The 20,132-nt window shown below is 51.2% G+C and carries 17 protein-coding genes; 4 read left to right on the top strand and 13 right to left on the bottom strand.

All coding sequences use genetic code 11. The features are described from left to right. Window positions 1-25: 25 nt before the first annotated feature. A complete protein-coding gene (gene dapB, locus EAH77_RS11400; RefSeq protein WP_140472695.1) occupies window positions 26-847 on the bottom strand; it encodes a 4-hydroxy-tetrahydrodipicolinate reductase in 822 nt (273 codons plus the stop codon). Window positions 848-1,491: 644 nt separating this feature from the next. Here dapB and EAH77_RS11395 point away from each other — a divergent pair. Together EAH77_RS11395 and EAH77_RS11390 are read left to right on the top strand one after the other, a co-directional pair. Further along, window positions 1,492-2,643: a porin gene (locus EAH77_RS11395; protein ID WP_140472693.1), complete on the top strand. Its 1,152-nt coding sequence runs from the start codon at window positions 1,492-1,494 to the stop codon at window positions 2,641-2,643. Between the two features lie 173 nt (window positions 2,644-2,816). After that, a complete protein-coding gene (locus tag EAH77_RS11390; RefSeq protein WP_140472691.1) occupies window positions 2,817-3,686 on the top strand; it encodes an SMP-30/gluconolactonase/LRE family protein in 870 nt (289 codons plus the stop codon). 70 nt (window positions 3,687-3,756) lie between these two features. On the opposite strand, the gene ispH is transcribed toward EAH77_RS11390, so the two are convergent. The 5 genes from ispH to ribF all read right to left on the bottom strand — a co-directional run bounded on the left by ispH (window position 3,757) and on the right by ribF (window position 9,498). Continuing rightward, the gene (ispH, locus tag EAH77_RS11385) at window positions 3,757-4,710 is read right to left on the bottom strand and encodes a 4-hydroxy-3-methylbut-2-enyl diphosphate reductase (protein WP_140472689.1); all 954 of its coding nucleotides are present in this window, start codon (window positions 4,708-4,710) and stop codon (window positions 3,757-3,759) included. Then, window positions 4,691-5,161 (bottom strand): FKBP-type peptidyl-prolyl cis-trans isomerase, encoded by a 471-nt coding sequence (fkpB, locus tag EAH77_RS11380; protein ID WP_140472687.1) that lies wholly within the window; start codon window positions 5,159-5,161, stop codon window positions 4,691-4,693. The genes ispH and fkpB overlap by 20 nt, the downstream gene beginning before the upstream one ends. A gap of 3 nt (window positions 5,162-5,164) precedes the next feature. Beyond that, window positions 5,165-5,671 (bottom strand): signal peptidase II, encoded by a 507-nt coding sequence (lspA, locus tag EAH77_RS11375; RefSeq protein ID WP_140472685.1) that lies wholly within the window; start codon window positions 5,669-5,671, stop codon window positions 5,165-5,167. Next, window positions 5,671-8,487 carry an isoleucine--tRNA ligase gene (gene ileS / locus EAH77_RS11370; RefSeq protein WP_140472683.1) on the bottom strand — a complete coding sequence of 939 codons (2,817 nt, stop codon included), beginning with the start codon at window positions 8,485-8,487 and terminating at the stop codon, window positions 5,671-5,673. The genes lspA and ileS overlap by 1 nt, the downstream gene beginning before the upstream one ends. Before the next feature lie 72 nt (window positions 8,488-8,559). After that, a complete protein-coding gene (gene ribF / locus EAH77_RS11365; RefSeq protein ID WP_140472681.1) occupies window positions 8,560-9,498 on the bottom strand; it encodes a bifunctional riboflavin kinase/FAD synthetase in 939 nt (312 codons plus the stop codon). Window positions 9,499-9,948: 450 nt separating this feature from the next. Here ribF and rpsT point away from each other — a divergent pair, with 450 nt between their 5' ends. Further along, the gene (gene rpsT, locus EAH77_RS11360) at window positions 9,949-10,212 is read left to right on the top strand and encodes a 30S ribosomal protein S20 (RefSeq protein WP_140472679.1); all 264 of its coding nucleotides are present in this window, start codon (window positions 9,949-9,951) and stop codon (window positions 10,210-10,212) included. Between the two features lie 81 nt (window positions 10,213-10,293). Here the strand turns inward: rpsT and nhaR are convergent, their stop codons facing one another. The 4 genes from nhaR to dnaK all read right to left on the bottom strand — a co-directional run bounded on the left by nhaR (window position 10,294) and on the right by dnaK (window position 15,804). Beyond that, entirely contained in the window at window positions 10,294-11,184 is an 891-nt protein-coding gene (gene nhaR, locus EAH77_RS11355) for a transcriptional activator NhaR (RefSeq protein ID WP_140472677.1), read from the bottom strand. Between the two features lie 51 nt (window positions 11,185-11,235). Continuing rightward, window positions 11,236-12,417, bottom strand: a complete 1,182-nt coding sequence (nhaA, locus tag EAH77_RS11350; RefSeq protein ID WP_140472675.1) for a Na+/H+ antiporter NhaA — start codon at window positions 12,415-12,417, stop codon at window positions 11,236-11,238. A 242-nt stretch (window positions 12,418-12,659) separates the two neighbouring features. Continuing rightward, complete coding sequence (dnaJ, locus tag EAH77_RS11345) at window positions 12,660-13,790, bottom strand: molecular chaperone DnaJ (RefSeq protein ID WP_140472673.1); 1,131 nt, start codon at window positions 13,788-13,790, stop codon at window positions 12,660-12,662. Between the two features lie 112 nt (window positions 13,791-13,902). Next, entirely contained in the window at window positions 13,903-15,804 is a 1,902-nt protein-coding gene (dnaK, locus tag EAH77_RS11340) for a molecular chaperone DnaK (protein WP_140472671.1), read from the bottom strand. 319 nt (window positions 15,805-16,123) lie between these two features. Here dnaK and satP point away from each other — a divergent pair, with 319 nt between their 5' ends. Continuing rightward, window positions 16,124-16,696, top strand: coding sequence for an acetate uptake transporter (gene satP / locus EAH77_RS11335; protein WP_140472669.1), 573 nt, complete (start codon window positions 16,124-16,126; stop codon window positions 16,694-16,696). Between the two features lie 70 nt (window positions 16,697-16,766). Here satP and EAH77_RS11330 read toward each other — a convergent pair whose 3' ends face one another. The 3 genes from EAH77_RS11330 to tal form a co-directional block, all read right to left on the bottom strand. After that, window positions 16,767-18,089: an MFS transporter gene (locus EAH77_RS11330; protein WP_140472667.1), complete on the bottom strand. Its 1,323-nt coding sequence runs from the start codon at window positions 18,087-18,089 to the stop codon at window positions 16,767-16,769. A gap of 128 nt (window positions 18,090-18,217) precedes the next feature. Continuing rightward, window positions 18,218-18,805: a molybdopterin adenylyltransferase gene (mog, locus tag EAH77_RS11325; protein WP_140472665.1), complete on the bottom strand. Its 588-nt coding sequence runs from the start codon at window positions 18,803-18,805 to the stop codon at window positions 18,218-18,220. 194 nt (window positions 18,806-18,999) lie between these two features. After that, window positions 19,000-19,953 carry a transaldolase gene (gene tal / locus EAH77_RS11320; RefSeq protein WP_140472663.1) on the bottom strand — a complete coding sequence of 318 codons (954 nt, stop codon included), beginning with the start codon at window positions 19,951-19,953 and terminating at the stop codon, window positions 19,000-19,002. Window positions 19,954-20,132: the final 179 nt, after the last annotated feature.

The raw sequence follows: 20,132 nt of genomic DNA, 5'->3' as shown, positions 1-20,132 counted from the left end.
ACCACATCACGATGGTATAGAAAATTTATAAATCATCCAATCCAAGCACATCTTTCATGTCATAAAGACCTTTTTTCTGCAAGGAGAGCCAAACGGAAGCTTTTACTGCGCCATTTGCGAAAGTCATCCTGCTGGAAGCCTTGTGGGTAATCTCAACCCGCTCACCAATATCGGCAAACATCACAGTATGCTCACCGACGATGTCGCCAGCCCTGATCGTGGCAAAACCAATGGATTTCGGATCACGCTCACCGGTATAGCCTTCGCGGGCATAAACCGCACACTCTTTTAGATCACGCCCCAGTGCACCGGCGATCGCCTCCCCCATTGCCAGAGCAGTGCCCGACGGTGCATCCACCTTATGGCGATGGTGAGCTTCAACAATTTCGATATCCGTATAGTCGCCCATCACTTTGGCGGCCTTTTCCAGCAGTTTAAGCACCACATTGACACCCACACTGAAATTTGCGGCGAAAACCACCGGAATCACCTCTGCTGCGTGTGCAATTGCAGCTTTACCTGCATCATCAAAGCCCGTAGTGCCAATAACGATACCTTTTTGATATTTCTTGCAAAACTCGAGGTACGCCAGTGTGCCTTCAGGACGGGTAAAATCGATAAGAATATCGAAATCGTCCACCACGTCATCCAGGCTATCGCTGACCTTCACATTTAACCGGCCCACACCTGCAAGTTCACCCGCATCAGTGCCAACCAGGGAAGAACCTTTGCGCTGAAGCGCCGCACCAAGTACCACACCCTTGGCCTGTGAAACAGCCTGAATCAGCTGTCGGCCCATCCGGCCACCCGCGCCCGCAATAGCTATGCGGATATCAGCGTTACTCATATTCACTCTCTTAATAAATGTGTTCTGCCGTGTAGCAGAATCAGGTTAACGACCCCTCAGCAACGGAGCCAGCAAAATTGCCGCATAATTAGAAAATTATGATACAGGTTGGTTAATATCAGTAAAATCCATCGCCTTTCAGGTTACTTATTCAGCATATTTATGTTAATGGCAAACGAACCGAAGGGATATGGCGCGCCTTTCGCCAAGGAAACTGCTCGCAGGGAATATCGCATAATCATGCAAAAAGCCCATAAAATGCCTTAATCAGGACCGGTCTGCATGTGCGCGGGGTTTCCACCATTAAATAGTACGTGGTTTTCTACCGTCGTTACACCCGCCTCTCACTGGTGATCCTGACGCTATTAGCCGGTAAAGTCGGTTTATATGCTCTTGCCGCGATCTTTATCAATTCACACGCATTATTAATGCGAAAATAATATTGATTAAACTAATAAATATGTTAATAAATAGTTCGCTAATTTTAACCTGCGAAAGTTAAAATTTAGCGACCTCACCGCGAAAGCAGGGGGCGCGTCTGACACCCTTACCATGATGTAAGGGAATAATAAGAAATCCGGCCGGAACGGACTGTTACAAAATCCTTTTAAGTTTTGAGCGACGTTTTGGCACTGGGAGTTTACATGAAATCCACATTGAACAGACTCACACAAGGGGCTGCTGCTAGCCTGATTCTCGGTTGTACGGTATTTGCCGCGCATGCCGAAATCACATTGATTAAACAAGATCCCAAACCTGATGATTTACTCAGCCGCCTGAATTTCCAGGTTGGCGGCAGTATTCGTCCGCAATGGAATATGGAAACCGGCGGGAAAGATAAAGGTTCCTATAAAAATAACGGCTTCGACGGCGGTTCCCGTTTTCGTTTCTCCTCTGATTACTATCTGTTTGATGATATCAGTTGGATTAACTACTACGAATTAGGTGTGAACTTCCCGGCCCTGTTTGACTGGAATGATCACTACGCAAACAATGCGCGTAACACCACTCGCCGCATGCTTTATACCGGCTTCAAAAGTAAAACCTACGGCCAACTGACATTCGGCCAGCAAAACAGCGTCTACTATGATGTTGTGGGTGCCAAAACAGATATCTGGGACTACGACATGCGGGCCCAGGCGCCAAGCAATGGGGTAAACGGTGACTACGACGGTTCATATCGTTCACGTAAGCAGCTGAAATATAAAAACAGCTTCGGCAATACCGATATCTACGCTTCCTACCTGTTTGCTGATAACGATTTACTCACCGGTGACGGCCTGCGCTATAAGCGTAAAGACGGTGGTTCTGTTGGTGTGGATTATCACATCACCAAAGAGCTGACATGGGGTACTGCGTATAACTACACTGACGCAGAAATGAAAAACCCGAGTCGGCATAGTTCCACTGATTATGACCAAAGCATCGTAGGTACGGCGTTAAGCTGGAAACCCGGTAACTGGACAGCATCTCTTGGTGGCGGTTATTACCATAACTTCCTGACGACTAAGCTGAAAACTGATAACGATTACTTCGCCGGTGATGCTTATGGCCTGGAATATTTCCTGGGCTACACCATCCCAGTCAATCAGTTCGCAGTAAAAACCGTCCAACCTTATTTCATGGGTGACCGTCTGAGCTACGTGACAGGCCGCAATTATCAAATCATCGATAATGGCCTCGGCATCTCGTTGCAGATGAATTACGGCTTCCGTGTGGATTACGAACATGTCTTCACGTCTACCACTGACGACCGTGGTGATATGAACCTGATCCGTCTGAGATACGATTTCTAAACCTGCTGTATTCAAGGCCGTTTTCTGGTGATTACCTTTCCAGGTTATTGACAGAAGACGGCCTTTTTTTAGCATCATTTTTACATCTATTCCCCTATCCTCTCCGACCAAAGCCAGACTAGACTGACTATCAGAAACCGATTCAGCGTTAACCGTTTGCAGGAGAGCCACGCATGTCCGCATTTTTACATTCCGCGATCACCCCCATCGGCGAGTATCGGGCAGATTTAGGCGAAACACCGGTCTGGTGCCAGCGCACGCAATCGCTGCTGTGGGTGGATATTGTTAACCTGATGCTATTGCGCTACTGGCCATCGCAGCAAAAAACCGAGACACGAAAACTCCCGGCCCTGACCAGCGCGGTGCTGCTTACCGCATCGCTGAATCGCTTTTTGCTGGTCTCCCAGGACGGGCTGCACCTTTACGATTACGCCTTTAGCAAAACCGAAAAGTTGTGTGACTATGCGGGGGCAGAAGGTACGCGGCCCAATGAAGCCGCGATCGCACCTGACGGCTCATTGTGGTTTGGGACAATGGACTTGAAAGAACAACAGCAGATTGGTGCCTGGTACCGCTACGAAAAAGGCGATGAAAAACCGGTGCTCATGATGGACAACGTCGGTATCACCAATACACTGGCATGGCACGAAGGCAAAGTCTGGTTCGCCGACAGCATGAAAAAACGTTTTTATTCGGCCAATGCGCGGCGCATCAATCCGCTGAAGATCTCCTGCTTCTCGTCTGGCGATAAAACCCCGGACGGTTCAGCCGTCTCTCAGGACGGGACACTCCTCACAGCCTGCTGGGGCGGGAATTGTTTGTTACGCCAGCGGATAAATCAGGGCGAATTACTCACGTTGGATACGCTGCCCATGCCGGTGACTCAGCCCAGTTGCTGCACGTTCGGCGGCCCCGATATGACTGAGCTATTTATCACCTCGGCCCGCACCGGCCTCACCTCGCCGGGAGAACTGGACGGTGCGCTGTTGCACGTGCAAACGTCCGCCGTCGGCACGCCACAAAATCTGTTTCGCCTCAGCTAACGGGCAATAAAAAAAGCGGCCAGTATGCGCTGACCGCTTTTTACGATGTGGCTTTCAATGCGGGATATTGTTAATCAATCTGTTTGACGTCAACCCGCAGTTCTTTCGGCACTTCAAACACGATATTTTCTTCGCGCCCTTCCATATTAATCACATCCGCACAACCCAGCGTTTTCAGCTTGTTGATCACATCCTGCACCAGAATATCCGGGGCAGAAGCGCCAGCGGTGAGGCCGATGCGTTTTGCATCTTTCAGCCAAATTTCCTGTATATCTGCCGCAGAGTCAATGAGATAGGAAGGCACGCCGACACGTTGTGCCAGTTCAGCCAAGCGGTTGGAGTTTGAGGAGTTTTTCGAGCCCACGACCAGCACTACATCCGCATCATCGGCCAGATTACGTACGGCCTCCTGACGGTTGGTCGTTGCATAGCAAATGTCATCTTTACGCGGGCCGATGATTTTCGGGAAGCGATCGCGCAGTGCGTCGATCACCTCAGAAGTATCATCCACGGACAGCGTCGTTTGTGTCATGAAGCACAGATTTTTTTCGTCCTTCACCTGCAACTTATAGACATCCGCAGGCGACTCCACCAGGTACATCCCACCTTGCGGGTTGCTGTACTGGCCCATCGTCCCTTCGACTTCAGGATGCCCGGCATGACCAATCAGAATCGCTTCGGTGCCTTTACGGCTGGCGCGCGCCACCTCCATATGCACTTTGGTGACCAACGGACAGGTAGCGTCGAATAACATCGTCAATGAGCGCGCTTTGGCCTCTGCACGCACTGCCTGGGAAACGCCGTGAGCAGAAAAAATCAGGATCGAACCATCAGGAACTTCTTCGATCTGCTCAATGAAAATCGCACCGCGCTGACGCAGACTATCAACCACGTAGCGGTTGTGCACCACTTCGTGACGCACATAAATAGGAGCACCATAAAGCTCCAACGCCCGTTCGACAATGCTGATCGCGCGATCGACACCGGCACAGAACCCACGTGGATTAGCCAGCAATATTTGCATGCTTCTCCTCCCGTTGCGGATCGATCTCCAGTACTTCGATATCGAAATCGATATGCTGGCCCGCCAGCGGATGGTTGAAATCAACGGTGATGGAATCTTCAGTCACATCACGGACTACACCGGGCATTTCGCTGCCGTCACGGGTAGTAAATAACATGATGGTACCGGCATCGGGGATGCCGGTTTCCTGAAAATCGCGGCGTGAGAAATATTGCACTAAGTCCGGGCTTTTAGAACCGAAAGCTGATTCAGGAGCCAGGGTAAAGGCGTGCTTATCGCCAATCTTCAGACCCAGCAGCTCGTTTTCCAGTGCATCAGACAGACTGCCATCGCCAAGACGGAACAGCGCAGGCTTGCCGTTAGCCAGAGTAGACTCAGCCGTTGAGCCATCTTCCAGCTTCAACGTGAAGTGCACGAGTACCGCGCTGTCGTGTTTCACCTGTTCAGACATGGTTTATCCTTTGCTTTTTGCCGTTGCATTTGGTTTAGCTAAGAAGCCTTCCAGTACCACCAACGCCGCACCGATACAGATAAAGCTGTCGGCCAGATTGAATGTCGCAAAATGCCAGCTGTCGACGTAGAAGTCGATAAAGTCGACGACAAAACCGTGGTAAGTCCGGTCAAACAGATTGCCCAACGCCCCGCCGATAATCATGGCGTAGGCGATATTATTGATCTTCTGCTTAGCATTACCGCGGTACATCAACACGATCAAAGCAATCACGATAACCAGCGCTATCACGGCAAAAAACCAGCGCTGCCAACCGCCTTTGTCCGCCAGAAAACTGAACGCTGCGCCATGGTTCTGGGCATAAGCCAGATTTAAATGCGGAATCAACGGCATGGATTCGCCCAGCTGGAAGTGGCCCATGATCAGGAACTTACTGCCGAGATCTAAAATGACAACCACAACCGCCAGCCAAAGCCAGCGGAGTCCGGTGGAACAGAGAGGTTTAGTCATTATGCAAACTCACGCTCTTCGCCGTCGCCAGCAATGTTAGTCACACAACGGCCACAAATTTCGCTGTGTTCCGCGTTCTGGCCAACGTCAGTGGTGTAATGCCAGCAGCGCGGACATTTATCACCTTCGGCTTTTTCCAGACCAATTTTCAAACCTTTAAACAGTTCGCTGGCCTGGGCGCTGCCATCAGCTTCAGCCAACGACGCGACACGTGCGCCCGAGGTCAGCAGCACAAAGCGCAGTTCGTTACCCAGAGAGCGCAGGTCTGTCGCCAGTGCATCGTCAGCAAACAGCGTGACTGCTGCTTCCAGTGAACCACCGAGGCGTTTATCAGCACGAGCTTGTTCAATCACTTTATTCACTTCGCCACGCACTTTCAGCAGTTCATCCCAGAAAACATCGTTCATCGATTCGTCAGCCGCCAGGCCAAACAGGCCGTCGTACCACTCTTCGGTGAAGACAAACTTCTCGCGGGAACCCGGCAGGAAGGCCCAGATTTCGTCTGCGGTGAACGACATGATCGGAGCCATCCAGCGTACCAGCGCTTCACAAATATGATAAAGCGCGGTCTGGCAGCTACGGCGGGCGACGCTGTCGCTTTTCGCGGTGTACTGGCGGTCTTTAATGATATCGAGATAGAACGAGCCCATTTCAACCGAACAGAACTGCATCAGGCGCTGTACTACACCGTGGAAATCATAACGTTCGTAAGCGGCAATGATCTCTTCCTGCGCGGCCTGTGCACGGCCAACGGCCCAGCGATCCAGTACCACCATCTCTTCCGGTTTAACACCGTGTTGCAACGGGTCAAAGCCATTAAGGTTCGACAGCAAGAAGCGTGCGGTGTTACGGATACGGCGGTAAGAGTCAGCAGCGCGTTTGAGGATTTCGTCGGACACGGCAATTTCGCCCGTGTAGTCCGTCGAAGCCACCCACAGACGCAGAATGTCGCCACCCAGCTTGTTCATCACGTCCTGCGGAGCGATGGTATTACCGATGGATTTGGACATTTTGCGGCCCTGACCATCGACGGTGAAGCCGTGAGTCAGTACCTGTTTGTAGGGTGCTTTGCCTTTCATCGCCGTAGAAATCATCAGAGATGACATGAACCATCCGCGATGCTGATCAGAACCTTCCAGATACAGATCCGCTTCGTTGCCGTTAAATTCAGGGCGAACACCGACAACCGAGGCACTGGTTGAACCTGAGTCAAACCAGACGTCCAGCGTATCAGGCACTTTCACGTAATCCGCAGCGTCAGCGCCCAGAATGTCAGCAGGATTTAAGTCCCACCACGCCTGAATGCCGTCAACCTCAACACGTTTTGCAACCTCTTCCATCAGTTCAAGCGTACGCGGATGCAACTGCTCGGTATCTTTATGAACGAACAGAGACATTGGCACGCCCCAGGTACGCTGACGGGAAATACACCAGTCAGGACGGTTCGCAACCATGTTTTCGATACGTGCCTGACCCCATTCAGGGATCCATTGCACGCCTTTGATCTCTTCGAGTGATTTCGTACGCAGACCTTTCTGATCCATGCTGATGAACCACTGTGGCGTCGCACGGAAGATGATCGGTGTTTTGTGACGCCAGCAGCACGGATAACTATGGTTGAGCTTTTCAACGTGCAGCAAAGCCCCTTTTTCACGCAGCAACTCAACGATCAAATCATTCGCTTTAAAGACGAATTTGCCGTCCAGCGTCGGGTAAGTACCTGGCAGATAGCACCCGTTCGGGCCGACCGGGTTAGCCACTTCCAGACCGTATTTCTGGCCGATAACAAAGTCATCAGGACCGTGGCCTGGCGCGGTATGTACAGCACCGGTACCGGCATCGAGAGTCACGTGATCGCCAAGAATGGCTGGTACGTCGATATCGAGGAACGGATGTTTGAAACGCAACAGCTCGAGATCCGCACCTTTGCATTCGCCGAGCACGGTCCACTCTGTGATACCGGCGCGTTTCATCACGCTTTCGACCAGATCGGTGGCGAGGATCAGGCACTGGCCCTCTACCTGTACCAGCTGGTAAGCGAATTCGGCGTTAAGGGAGATCGCGCGGTTGGCTGGCATGGTCCACGGTGTGGTGGTCCAGATAACCAGAGAAACCGGGCCGGTGAACGAGTTGGTACCAAACTTCGCCGCGACTGCCGCAGGATCTACCGCGTGGAAAGCGACGTCGATAGATGGCGACGTTTTATCATAATATTCAACTTCGGCTTCAGCCAATGACGAGCCGCAATCGGTACACCAGTGCACAGGCTTAGCACCTTTGTGCAGGTGGCCGTTGCCGATGATGTTGCCAAGCGCGCGGATGATGTTGGCTTCAGTTTTGAAGTCCATGGTCAGGTACGGGTGATCCCAGTCGCCCAACACGCCCAGACGGATGAAGTCCTGCTTCTGGCCTTCAACCTGCTCAGCGGCATATTTACGGCAAGCAGTGCGGAATTCCGCTGGCGTGACTTTCTCGCCGGGCTTACCGATCAGTTGCTCAACTTTCAATTCAATGGGCAGGCCATGACAGTCCCAGCCAGGGATGTACGGCGAGTCAAAACCCGCCATGCCCTTGGACTTAACAATAATGTCTTTGAGAATTTTGTTAACTGAGTGACCAATATGAATGCTGCCGTTCGCATACGGAGGGCCGTCATGCAAAATAAAGGATTTTTTGCCCTTTTTGGCGGCACGAATAATCCCGTACAGATCCTGTTCATACCAGTTCTTCAGCATGTCAGGTTCACGCTTGGCCAAATCGCCACGCATCGGGAACCCTGTTTCCGGCAAGTTCAGGGTGTTCTTATAGTCACTCATTAGATTCTCGGTTCCGTTTTTTTGGCTGAATGCCAGGCTCGTGGTTTATACCCCATTGCCTGTCATAAATAATTAGCGCGATGAAGGTAGCCCAAAGAATTCACGGGCTGTCACTTCATCGCTCGCAATTTGTTGCTTTAACGCATCAAGCGAGACAAAACGCTGTTCATTGCGCAATTTAGCGCGCAGCACCACGTCAATGTGGTGCCCATATAAATCCATCGTCGTGTCGAGCAAGTGTACTTCTAACTGTTTGCGCACACCGCCAACGGTCGGACGTATGCCAATGTTGGCAATGCCAGGCAGAGGCTCTGGGCCTAAACCTAACACGTCCACGGCATAGACGCCTCTGACGGGTGACACCAAGCGCTTCAGCGGCACGTTGGCCGTCGGGAAGCCGATGGTGCGGCCGAGCTTATCACCGTGCACCACACGCCCAGAAATACTGAACGGATGCCCAAGCAGATGCGCTGCCAGCGCCAGGTCATCATCGCGTAAGGCATCGCGAATCGCCGTACTGCTGATGCGGTTATCACCTTCGCGAAAGGTTTGGGTGCTGATGACTTCAAACCCATATTCCGCCCCGGCTTTTTGCAACAACGGGAAATCGCCCAGGCGGCCTGCGCCAAAACGAAAATCATCGCCGACGGTCAGAAACTTCACGCCCAGCTTTTCAACCAATAATTGCGAGACAAACACCTGCGCAATATTGGCGGCAAAACGGGGGTCGAAACGGATGCAGAGCAGATAGTCAACGCCGCATTCCGCCAGATATTTGGCTTTATCCCGTAAACTGGTCAGCCGGGCGGGAGCTTTATCACCGGCGAACAGTTCCAAAGGTTGTGGTTCAAAAATCATCACCATAACCGGTACGCCCAGTCTCAGCCCTTCCAGCTTCAGCTGTTCAATCAATGCCTGATGACCGCGGTGAACGCCGTCAAAATTGCCAATAGTAAGAACACAACCATGATGGCGTGTCCGAATATTGTGTATCCCGCGAATTAGCTCCATAGCTGGCTCAAATCCATAGCTGACGCATAACGGTGGAAATCGGCGGATTATACCTTGTACAGCCTCCAAGGTTAACCAGCGATTCATAGGATCGCCGTATTCTCTTTACCATTTGGTAGATATAGCGGCACAAATGAGCGCGCGCCGAGGAAAATCTTTCAATGTATGCAGGGAAAGCGTGACTTTTCGCAGAAACAAAGCGTTAATGCCCCCCGTTGGCTGAATTACCACTCCCCTGTCGAATTTTCTTGCGAAAGACTGTATTCCAAGGTGGGAAGCTGTTAAAATCCTGCGCCATCACAACGTAACAAGCGTCGATTGAAGTTCGAACTCTGTTTGAATATAGAAACGGCGCTTATTTGCACAAATCCGTTGACAAAAGAAGACCGAAAAGGCATATTCCTCGGCCTTTGAATTGTTCATCAATAGAAAAATATTTGGGAGTTGGCCTTGGCTAATATCAAATCAGCTAAGAAACGCGCCGTACAGTCAGAAAAACGTCGTAAGCATAACGCGAGCCGTCGTTCTATGATGCGTACCTTTATCAAGAAGGTATACACGGCTATTGCAGCAGGCGATAAAGCTGCTGCACAAAATGCATTTAACGAAATGCAACCAATTGTGGACCGTCAGTCTTGTAAAGGTCTGATCCACAAGAATAAAGCAGCGCGTCATAAGTCAAACCTTACGGCGGCAATCAGCGCAATGCAATAATCGCATTTCGTTGTCTGCTTGATAAAAAAACCGGCAATCTGCCGGTTTTTTTATATCTAAAATTTGAGCCCCGTTCGGGTTTCAGACATCGAACAACGCCGAGAAATCCGTGTGGCAAACGCGTTGTACCGATGGATGTTGGATCATTCTTTCGGCAAAAATTACGTAATATTCCTCCATCAGTCCGTCCACTCGCCCGACTTCCACAATCCCTTCGTCCGAAAATACTTCAGCTGAGTAAACTGAAGGCGCAACAAAAATGGCGTTGTGATTTCTCGCGAAAGCGGTCATCAGCGCGGCATCATCAAACTCACCCAAAATCTGGACTTGCAGGCCCTGACTGCTAAACCAGTTGAGAAGTTTTCGCCCTAACATGGAGCGTCTGCCTGGGATCAGCAATGGCCGCGTCTCAAGACAAGCAGGAAAAACGCCATCAAGTGCGGGTTCGCGGCAATAGAAACTGATCGGGCTTTCCCCCAATTTCACAGAGAACAGCCCTTCCTGTTGAGTAGAATCCACCGGACAATCTGACAAAATCATATCCAGCTTATGCTGGCTGAGTTGTTCGAGCAGCATTTCGTGGGTGGATTCAAAACAGCGCAGATGGATAGTTTCATTGTCTGCCACTGCGGCATCGAGTACGCGGCTGACCAACCTTTTGGATAGTGCATCCGCGACGCCAACATCAAATAACAGGTTGGACTCCTTACGGTAGTTCACGATGTCCAGCATCTCCTGGCTCATCGTGAACATCTTGTCGGCATAGCGAAATACCAGTTGCCCCAGTTCAGAGGGAACCAGACCGCGCCCCTGCCGTTTAAAAAGCTTCCCCCCCAGCCTGTCTTCCAGCGATTTTATCTGTCCGGTGATGGTTTGCGGCGTCAGAAACAACGCCTCCGCCGCGCCAACCACCGAACCGGTTTTACAAACCTGCCAGAAATAGTACAGATGGTTAAAATTGATATGTGACATACCCGCCCCTCCCTGTTGCCCTCGCTTCACATATGACAGCGCGCCCTGTTTTTACTCACCCTGACTGCGCACTTTGTTCGGTAATAATTTGCTCAACAAAACATAACCGATAACCGCTGACAAAGTAGAACCCAGCAAAATACCAATTTTGGCATAGGTCATCAGTTCAGGGTCCGCCTTCGCGAATGCCAGAGAACCGATGAAAATAGACATTGTGAAGCCGATACCGCACAACACTGACACTGCGGCTATCTGCTTGAAGTTAATACCCTGTGGCAAACGGGCAATGCCCATTTTGACGGCAATACCGCTGAAAAGCATAATGCCAATTGGCTTACCCAGGAGCAGACCTGCTGCAATCCCCATCGGTAACAGAGAGAAAACGCCCTCTCCTGATACACCCTGCAGCGAGACACCCGCATTAGCAAAAGCAAACAAAGGCAGAATCAGCCAGGCCACATAAGGATGGATACCATGCTCAAGCCTGCGCGCTGGCGAAACTTTTTGTTTTGTATTTAACGGAATGAAGAACCCTAGAATCACACCTGCCAGCGTGGCATGAATACCTGACTTCAGTACACAGACCCACAGCACCATCCCCACCAGCAGATAAGGCGTTAACTTGCCCACGCCGCGCCAGTTCAGCCAGCCCAGAACAGCGATAGATAATGCCGCCAGACCCAGTGCCATTATGGAGACATCATGGCTGTAGAACAGCGCGATGATCACAATTGCGCCCAAATCGTCGATGATCGCCAGCGCCAACAGGAACACTTTGAGGCCCGTCGGTACGCGAGAGCCGAGCAACGCCATAACGCCGAGAGCAAATGCAATGTCAGTCGCCGCAGGGATTGCCCATCCCTGACGTGCGACTTCATCAGCGCCGTTAAAGAGCAGGTAAATCAACGCCGGGGCGACCATACCCCCTACAGCAGCTATCGCAGGGAACAGTGCCTGCTCGCGGTTAGCCAGGGCACCTTCACGTAGCTCGCGTTTAACCTCCAGACCGATCATCAGGAAGAATATGGCCATCAGTCCATCGTTAATCCACAACAGTAAGGGTTTATCGATGAGCAATTCTGAAATACGCAGCGTGACCGGTATGTCTAAAAATGCGTGGTACAGCGCCTGCATTGGCGTATTCGCCATGACCAGTGCCACCAAAGCCGCGACGATCAGTACGATGCCACCCGCGGCCTCCATACGTAAAAACTGACGGATAATATTCGACACACTGATTCTCCTGTTAAACGAGTGAGCAGACCGTAGCCCGCACTGATGACGATATGATACACAGCATTACGATTCGGAAAAAATCGATTATTACTGCTTTATAGATCGATATTCCCGAGTTATTACAGTGTAATCATTCGAGGTCAGAGGGTTATGCACCCTGCGAAAACAAAAAATCCCCGTCGCTCATCTGCCGACGGGGATTTAAGAGATGTTAGCTCCTGCCTGAGGCAGTATGCCAATTAGCGGGTCAAATCATCGAAAAACTTTTTAACGCCATCTAAGAAACTTTTAGAACGCGGGCTGTTTTTCTCACCTGACGCTCCGCCAAAACTCTCTTCTAAATCACGCAGCAGCTGCTTCTGTTTTTCGTTGAGGCTGACCGGAGTCTCGACCACAACACGGCAAAGCAGGTCACCCTGAGCACCACCGCGAACGGATTTAACACCGCGCGCGCGCATGCGGAACAACTTGCCAGTCTGCGTTTCCGCTGGCACTTTCAGTTTGACGCGACCATCAAGCGTTGGCACTTCAATTTCGCCACCGAGCGCGGCCATCGCAAAGTTGATTGGCACTTCGCAGTACAGGTTATTGCCTTCACGCTCAAAGATTTTGTGCGCTTTGACCTGAACCTGGACGTACAAATCGCCCGCTGGTGCGCCATGTTCACCGGCTTCACCTTCACCTTCAAGACGAATACGGTCGCCAGTATCAACGCCGGCTGGGATCTTCACTGACAGCGTTTTAGAACGTTCTACGCGGCCATGACCGTGACATTTGTTGCACGGATCTTTGATGACTTTCCCGCGTCCCTGACAAGTCGGACACGCCTGTTGCACCGTGAAGAAGCCCTGACGCATCTGTACCTGGCCTGCACCGTGACAGGTCGAACAGGTGACCGGCGAGCTGCCGGCTTTCGCACCGCTGCCGTGGCAAACATCACACTCGGCAAGCGTTGGAATGCGGATCTCTTTGGTGACACCACGAACAGCCTCTTCCAGAGTCAGATCCATATTGTAGCGCAGATCGGAACCCCGGCTGGCGCGCTGACGGCGGCCACCACCGAAGATGTCGCCAAAGACGTCACCAAAGATGTCGCTGAAATCTGCACCGCCGCCACCGCCGTAACCACCACCCATTCCGCCTTGTTCAAAAGCAGCATGACCGTACTGGTCGTAAGCAGCGCGTTTCTGCGCATCCGTCAGAATTTCGTAGGCTTCTTTGATTTCTTTAAATTTGGTTTCGGAATCTTTATCGCCCTGATTGCGGTCAGGGTGATGTTTCATTGCGAGGCGCTTATACGCCTTTTTAATTTCTCGCTCATCGGCTGTTTTTGAAACACCCAATAGCTCGTAATAATCTTGCTTAGCCATGCTTTTTCCTGCCCTCAACATGCGTGCACGGGCGCAGAGTTTCCTCGACGCCCGTGCTGGTTTTCAATAAAAGATCTCTTTATAAGAACTCTTACTGTGCCCGCTTAAGGGCTTATTTCTTGTCTTTAACTTCTTCGAATTCAGCATCAACAACGTCGTCATCTTTCTTCGCGCTGTTGTCGCCGCCTTCAGCCTGGCCTTGCTGCTGAGCCATCTCAGCTAACTTACCGGACACCTGAACCAGGGCCTGAAGTTTCGCTTCGATCTCTGCTTTATCTTCGCCTTTAATCACTGCTTCCAGTGCTTTCAGAGCGTCGTCGATAGCAGTTTTGTCTTCAGCAGGCAGTTTATCGCCAGCTTCTTCTAACTGTTTACGCGTGCTGTGGACCAGATGATCCGCCTGGTTACGCGTCTGAACCAGCTCTTCGAACTTACGGTCAGACTCAGCGTTGGCTTCTGCATCATTGACCATTTTCTGGATTTCTTCTTCAGTCAAACCAGAAGAAGCCTTAATGGTAATTTTCTGCTCGCGACCGGTGTTCTTGTCTTTGGCAGAAACATGCAAGATACCATCGGCATCCAGGTCGAAGGTGACTTCGATCTGCGCCATACCGCGTGGGGCTGCCTGAATACCGTCCAGGTTGAACTGACCCAGCGATTTGTTATCCACACAACGTTTACGCTCACCCTGCACAACATGGATGGTTACCGCAGACTGGTTGTCTTCAGCGGTAGAGAACACCTGGCTGTGCTTAGTCGGGATAGTGGTGTTCTTGGTGATCAGCGGAGTCATCACGCCGCCCATGGTTTCGATACCCAGGGACAGTGGAGTCACATCCAACAACAGAACGTCTTTAACATCACCAGACAACACGCCGCCCTGAACCGCAGCACCGATAGCGACTGCTTCATCCGGGTTCACGTCTTTACGTGGTTCTTTACCAAAGAATTCAGCCACTTTCTTCTGAACCATTGGCATACGGGTCTGACCACCGACCAGGATCACGTCCTGAATATCGGAAACAGACAGGCCTGCATCTTTCAGAGCCACTTTCAGCGGATCAATACAACGGTTAACCAAATCTTCAACCAGTGACTCAAGTTTCGCGCGAGTCACTTTGATGTTCATGTGTTTTGGACCTGTCGCATCAGCCGTGATGTACGGCAGGTTGACGTCAGTCTGCTGAGCAGAAGAGAGTTCGATTTTCGCTTTCTCTGCGGCTTCTTTCAGACGTTGCATCGCCAACGGGTCATTACGCAGATCCATACCCTGGTCTTTTTTGAACTCTTCCACCAGGTAGTTGATCAAACGGCTGTCGAAGTCTTCACCACCCAAATGGGTATCACCATTGGTTGCCAGAACTTCAAAGGTTTTTTCGCCATCAACTTCGTCAATTTCGATAATAGAGATATCGAAAGTACCACCACCCAGGTCGTATACCGCGATGGTGCGGTTGCCGATTTCACGATCCAGACCGTAGGCCAGAGCCGCTGCAGTCGGTTCGTTGATAATACGTTTTACTTCCAGACCTGCGATACGGCCGGCGTCTTTGGTTGCCTGACGCTGTGCATCGTTGAAGTATGCAGGTACGGTGATAACCGCTTCAGTTACTGGTTCGCCCAGATAATCTTCAGCCGTTTTCTTCATTTTCTTCAACACTTCAGCAGAGATCTGCGGAGGTGCAATTTTCTGGCCCTTCACGTCGATCCACGCATCGCCGTTGTCAGCACCCACGATCTGGTAAGGCATGATGCCTTTGTCACGCTGCACTTCTTCGTCCTGGAAGCGACGGCCAATCAGGCGCTTGATCGCAAACAGGGTGTTCTGTGGGTTGGTTACAGCCTGACGTTTAGCCGGAGAACCAACCAGAATTTCGCCATCAGCTGCATAGGCAATGATGGAAGGAGTGGTGCGGTCGCCTTCGGCGTTTTCCAGCACACGTGCAGTAGTACCATCCATAATAGCCACACAAGAGTTGGTGGTACCCAGGTCAATCCCAATAATTCTACCCATTTCAAACGTCTCCACTAAAAATTCATATTTGGTCAGGTTGCTACTGTATATGCGGACGATTCTTTTGATTTCAACTGTCCGATATCGCTGTTTTACCGGCGGTAACAACTGCGGTTGAGAATAAGATGGGGCCATGCGGGCCAGCATCAAGGGGTTCAATGAAAAAAAATCTTCAACTGTGGTTACGCCAGATCATTGTTTACTCGGCTGCACCTCCTTATGATGCCGCGCGCTTCTGACGATATGTGGACTTTTTAGCCCGTTCGCAAGCGGTTATAGCCCTGTTATTTATTCATAAAATTTATAGTTCAGAGGACATATGCACAGCAAAACGATGGCTAATCCCGGCCCTTTGGGTCTGATGGGTTTTGGCATGACCACTATCTTGTTGAATTTACACAATGCAGGCTTCTTCCCGCTGATGTCCGTGATTGTCAGTATGGGGATTTTCTACGGTGGCCTGGTTCAAATCCTGGCCGGCGTGATGGAATTTAAAAAAGGCAATACGTTTGGCACCACGGCATTTACATCTTACGGCGCATTCTGGCTGAGCCTGGTCGGTATTTTGGTGCTGCCACGCATGGGCCTTGCTGATGCCAGCAGTGAAAGTTTCCTCGGCGCTTACCTGGGCCTGTGGGGCATTTTCACCCTATTCATGTTTTTCGGCACACTCAAGGCAAACCGCGGATTACAGGTCGTTTTTGGCAGCCTGACCATTTTGTTCGCACTTTTGTGTTTCGGAAACATGACCGGCAATACTGCCGTTCTGCATTTCGCCGGCTTTGAAGGTATTTTCTGCGGCGCCAGTGCCATCTACCTGGCCATGGCGGAAGTGTTGAACGAGCAGTATGGCCGTACTGTATTACCGATTGGCGTGATCAAAAGCGTATAACGCTTTGCTTTACGTCATGCAGAAAAAAGCCCCGGTCATTATATGGCCGGGGCTTTTTTATCGAGTGCGATCACGGCCTGGGGGTGACACGGGCGGCAAACTCGGGTTTTGCTTTGGTTTCACTGTTCAAATCACGGCTGAGATAAATACCGGTCAACAAACCAATCACTGACAGCGCCAGAACATAATAAGCCGGAGCCATCGGCGTAATACGCATGATCAGGGTAACGAAGACCGGCGTCAGACCACCAAATATGGCGTACGCGACGTTGTAAGAGAAAGAGATTCCGGTGAAGCGCACTTCTGCCGGGAAAGCCCTGACCAATACATAAGGGACAGCGCCCACAACGCCCACGCTGAAACCGGCCAGCGTATACATCAGCATCAGTTTGGAAGGGGCAGCGGCTACGACGTGGTAGAACGACCACGTACAAACGCCAAGGAACAGGCTGCCAATAATAAACGTCTTGCTGGCACCTAGCCGGTCAACAATCCAACCCGCTGCCACGCAGCCAAAAGTCAGCGCGATCGTGGCCAGGCAGTTGGCCTGCAATGCCTGAGCCGCCGGGATCCCCAGCTGTTTTTGCAGATAGGTCGGCGTCATCAAAATCACCACCACAATACCGGCCGACAGCAGCCAGGTCATGATCATGGAGACGACGATCTCTTTCTTATGATTCACCACCACTGACTTCAGCGGCATCTCTTCAGCCAGCGCTTTGTGCGCTTTCATCTCGAGGAAGATCGGCGTTTCCTGCAACCAGCGGCGCAAATACATTGCGAACAGGCCAAAAATGCCGCCGAGGAAGAACGGAATACGCCAGCCGTAATCTCTCATTACCACCGGAGAAAGCGTGCTGTTGAGCAGTGTGGCGACCAGGGATCCGAGCAGAATACCGGCCGTCAGCCCTGCCGTCAGGGTACCGCAGGCGAAACCGATGCGGTTACGCGGCACATGCTCAGCCACGAACACCCAGGCACCAGGCACTTCGCCGCCAATCGCCGCACCTTGCAAAACGCGCATCAACAGCAGCAACAATGGCGCGGCAATGCCAATGGAAGCATAAGTTGGCAACATCCCCATCGCCAGCGTTGGCAGAGCCATGAGTAAAATACTCAGGCTGAACATGCGCTTACGACCCACCAGGTCACCAAAATGCGCCATGATGATGCCGCCCAATGGACGCGCCAGATAGCCAGCAGCGAAAATACCGAAGGTTTGTACCTGCCGCAGCCAGTCAGGCATATCTGCCGGGAAGAACAGATCACCGATGACCGCAGCAAAAAAGACAAAAATAATGAAGTCGTAGAATTCGAGGGCGCCGCCTAAGGCCGCGAGGGATAAGGTTTTGAAATCCTGCCGGTTCAGCCGGCGATTATTAGTATGTTCCATAAGATACCGTGTAGCACCAGAGTAGAGGTAAAAAGGGTTTTGCCGCTTCTTGTAAAGTAATTATTACTATAGCGGCAAATAATTTTCACACCACAACGGCTGAATCTTATGTCAGAAATAACCTAACTTTAGTTTTTTGTATCGCGACGAGCGCTCTTAGGGCGAAAAGCTGCTACTACCTCGTCACGGGTCTCGACATAGGGGCCATCGAGCAACTGGATGCAATAAGGCACACTGGCAAAAATACCGGACACAATCACCTTACCGTCTGCATCCTTCAGACCTTCAAGGGTTTCCTGAATGGATTTCGGTTGGCCCGGCAGGTTCAAAATCAGCGCCTGCTTACGGATCACGCCCACCTGGCGGGATAAAATGGCGGTCGGTACAAAATGCAGGCTGATTTGGCGCATCTGTTCGCCAAAGCCTGGCATCTCGCGATCGGCCACCGCCAGCGTGGCATCCGGTGTAACATCGCGCCGCGCCGGGCCAGTTCCCCCCGTCGTCAGCACCAGATGGCAGCCGCTCTCATCCACCAGCTCACAAATAGCCTGCTCGATTAGCGGTTGTTCGTCGGGGATCAGTTTTCTATCCAGCGTAAAAGGGGTGATGAGCGCTTTTTCAAGCCAGGCTTCCAGTGCGGGGATCCCTTTATCCTGATAGATTCCGTTAGATGCGCGGTCAGATACTGATACCAGACCAATTCGTAGTTTATCCATGCCCTTTCTCCACAACGTTCTTCACCGCGCTTTTTAACGGTAAATAAGCGACAGGCGCAGCCACAATGCTGCGCAATAAACGTTAAGTATATCGATAAGCACCGCACGAATTTCATCTCAGGATGAAATTTTCTGAATCGCAAGCATAAAAAAAGGCGGCCATGGCCGCCTTCCTGAATTCTGAGTCGCTGTTATTACAGCAGATCAGAGATCATTTTTTCCAGTTTACCCTGGTCGATAGCAAACTTACGGATACCATCCGCCAGTTTGTCGATAGCCATTGGATCCTGGTTGTGGTCCCAGTAGAACTGAGATTCAGTCAGTGGCTCTGGACGGGCTTTAGTTTCGCCGGTGTAAGAGAGTTTACGCTCCAGCGGGCCTTCGCTTTCTGCCAGCTCTTTGAGCAATGCAGGCGCGATGGTCAGACGGTCACAACCGGCCAGTTCGATGATTTCACCGATGTTACGGAAGCTTGCGCCCATCACTACAGTTTCATAGCCATGTTGCTTGTAGTATTCGTAAATTTCAGTCACGGATACAACGCCTGGATCTTCATGTGGTGCGAACTCTTTTTTGTCGCCATTGGCTTTGTACCAGTCGAGAATACGGCCAACGAAGGGAGAGATCAGGTATGCACCGGCTTCGGCACAAGCACGTGCCTGCGCGAAGGAGAACAGCAACGTCAGGTTACAGTTGATGCCGGCTTTTTCCAGTTTCTCCGCAGCGCGGATACCCTGCCAGGTAGAGGCCAGTTTAATCAGGATACGGTCGTTGCTGATACCGGCATCATTGTAGAGTTTGATCAGGCGTTGCGCTTTCGCGATGCTGGCTTCGGTGTCATAGGACAGACGCGCGTCAACTTCGGTAGAAATACGGCCAGGGACCAGCTTGAGGATTTCAAGACCAATGTTAACCGCCAGTTTGTCTGCAGCATCAATGATCTGTTGATCACGATCGTTGCTCTGGTCTTTTGCCCAGGCAATGGCTTCGTCGATCAGTTTACGGTATTCAGGAATTTGTGCTGCGTTAAGAATCAGAGACGGGTTAGTCGTGGCATCTTGAGGCTGATACAGCTTCATTGCTGCGATATCCCCGGTATCTGCAACAACTTTGGTCAGTTGGCGTAGGGAGGTCAGTTTATCGGTCATTTGGCATATCTCATCGTTTGTACATTATCGTTGAGGCATTTTCATGCCTTGCCTTTGCCTGATGATAACATGCAAAAAGCCAGGCGCAAGGCAGATATGGCGCCGTGATCATCGCAATTAAAAAAGAGTTTATACTCAATAGAGTGTGAATTTTTCAGCCAAAATGACAGTGTCGCGGA

This window comes from Ewingella americana (genome assembly GCF_006438725.1).
GTDB classification, from domain to species: Bacteria; Pseudomonadota; Gammaproteobacteria; order Enterobacterales; family Enterobacteriaceae; genus Ewingella; species Ewingella americana_A.
This window is presented reverse-complemented; position numbering and strand designations above follow the sequence as displayed.

Coding starts and splice junctions, on each gene's coding strand:
- dnaK (WP_140472671.1), bottom strand. CDS start 15,804: ATGGGTAGAATTATTGGGATTGACCTGGGTACCACCAACTCTTGTGTG.
- EAH77_RS11390 (WP_140472691.1), top strand. CDS start 2,817: ATGTCCGCATTTTTACATTCCGCGATCACCCCCATCGGCGAGTATCGG.
- ileS (WP_140472683.1), bottom strand. CDS start 8,487: ATGAGTGACTATAAGAACACCCTGAACTTGCCGGAAACAGGGTTCCCG.
- dnaJ (WP_140472673.1), bottom strand. CDS start 13,790: ATGGCTAAGCAAGATTATTACGAGCTATTGGGTGTTTCAAAAACAGCC.
- ribF (WP_140472681.1), bottom strand. CDS start 9,498: ATGGAGCTAATTCGCGGGATACACAATATTCGGACACGCCATCATGGT.
- ispH (WP_140472689.1), bottom strand. CDS start 4,710: ATGCAAATATTGCTGGCTAATCCACGTGGGTTCTGTGCCGGTGTCGAT.
- EAH77_RS11330 (WP_140472667.1), bottom strand. CDS start 18,089: ATGGAACATACTAATAATCGCCGGCTGAACCGGCAGGATTTCAAAACC.
- dapB (WP_140472695.1), bottom strand. CDS start 847: ATGAGTAACGCTGATATCCGCATAGCTATTGCGGGCGCGGGTGGCCGG.
- EAH77_RS11395 (WP_140472693.1), top strand. CDS start 1,492: ATGAAATCCACATTGAACAGACTCACACAAGGGGCTGCTGCTAGCCTG.
- mog (WP_140472665.1), bottom strand. CDS start 18,805: ATGGATAAACTACGAATTGGTCTGGTATCAGTATCTGACCGCGCATCT.
- nhaR (WP_140472677.1), bottom strand. CDS start 11,184: ATGTCACATATCAATTTTAACCATCTGTACTATTTCTGGCAGGTTTGT.
- satP (WP_140472669.1), top strand. CDS start 16,124: ATGCACAGCAAAACGATGGCTAATCCCGGCCCTTTGGGTCTGATGGGT.
- lspA (WP_140472685.1), bottom strand. CDS start 5,671: ATGACTAAACCTCTCTGTTCCACCGGACTCCGCTGGCTTTGGCTGGCG.
- tal (WP_140472663.1), bottom strand. CDS start 19,953: ATGACCGATAAACTGACCTCCCTACGCCAACTGACCAAAGTTGTTGCA.
- fkpB (WP_140472687.1), bottom strand. CDS start 5,161: ATGTCTGAACAGGTGAAACACGACAGCGCGGTACTCGTGCACTTCACG.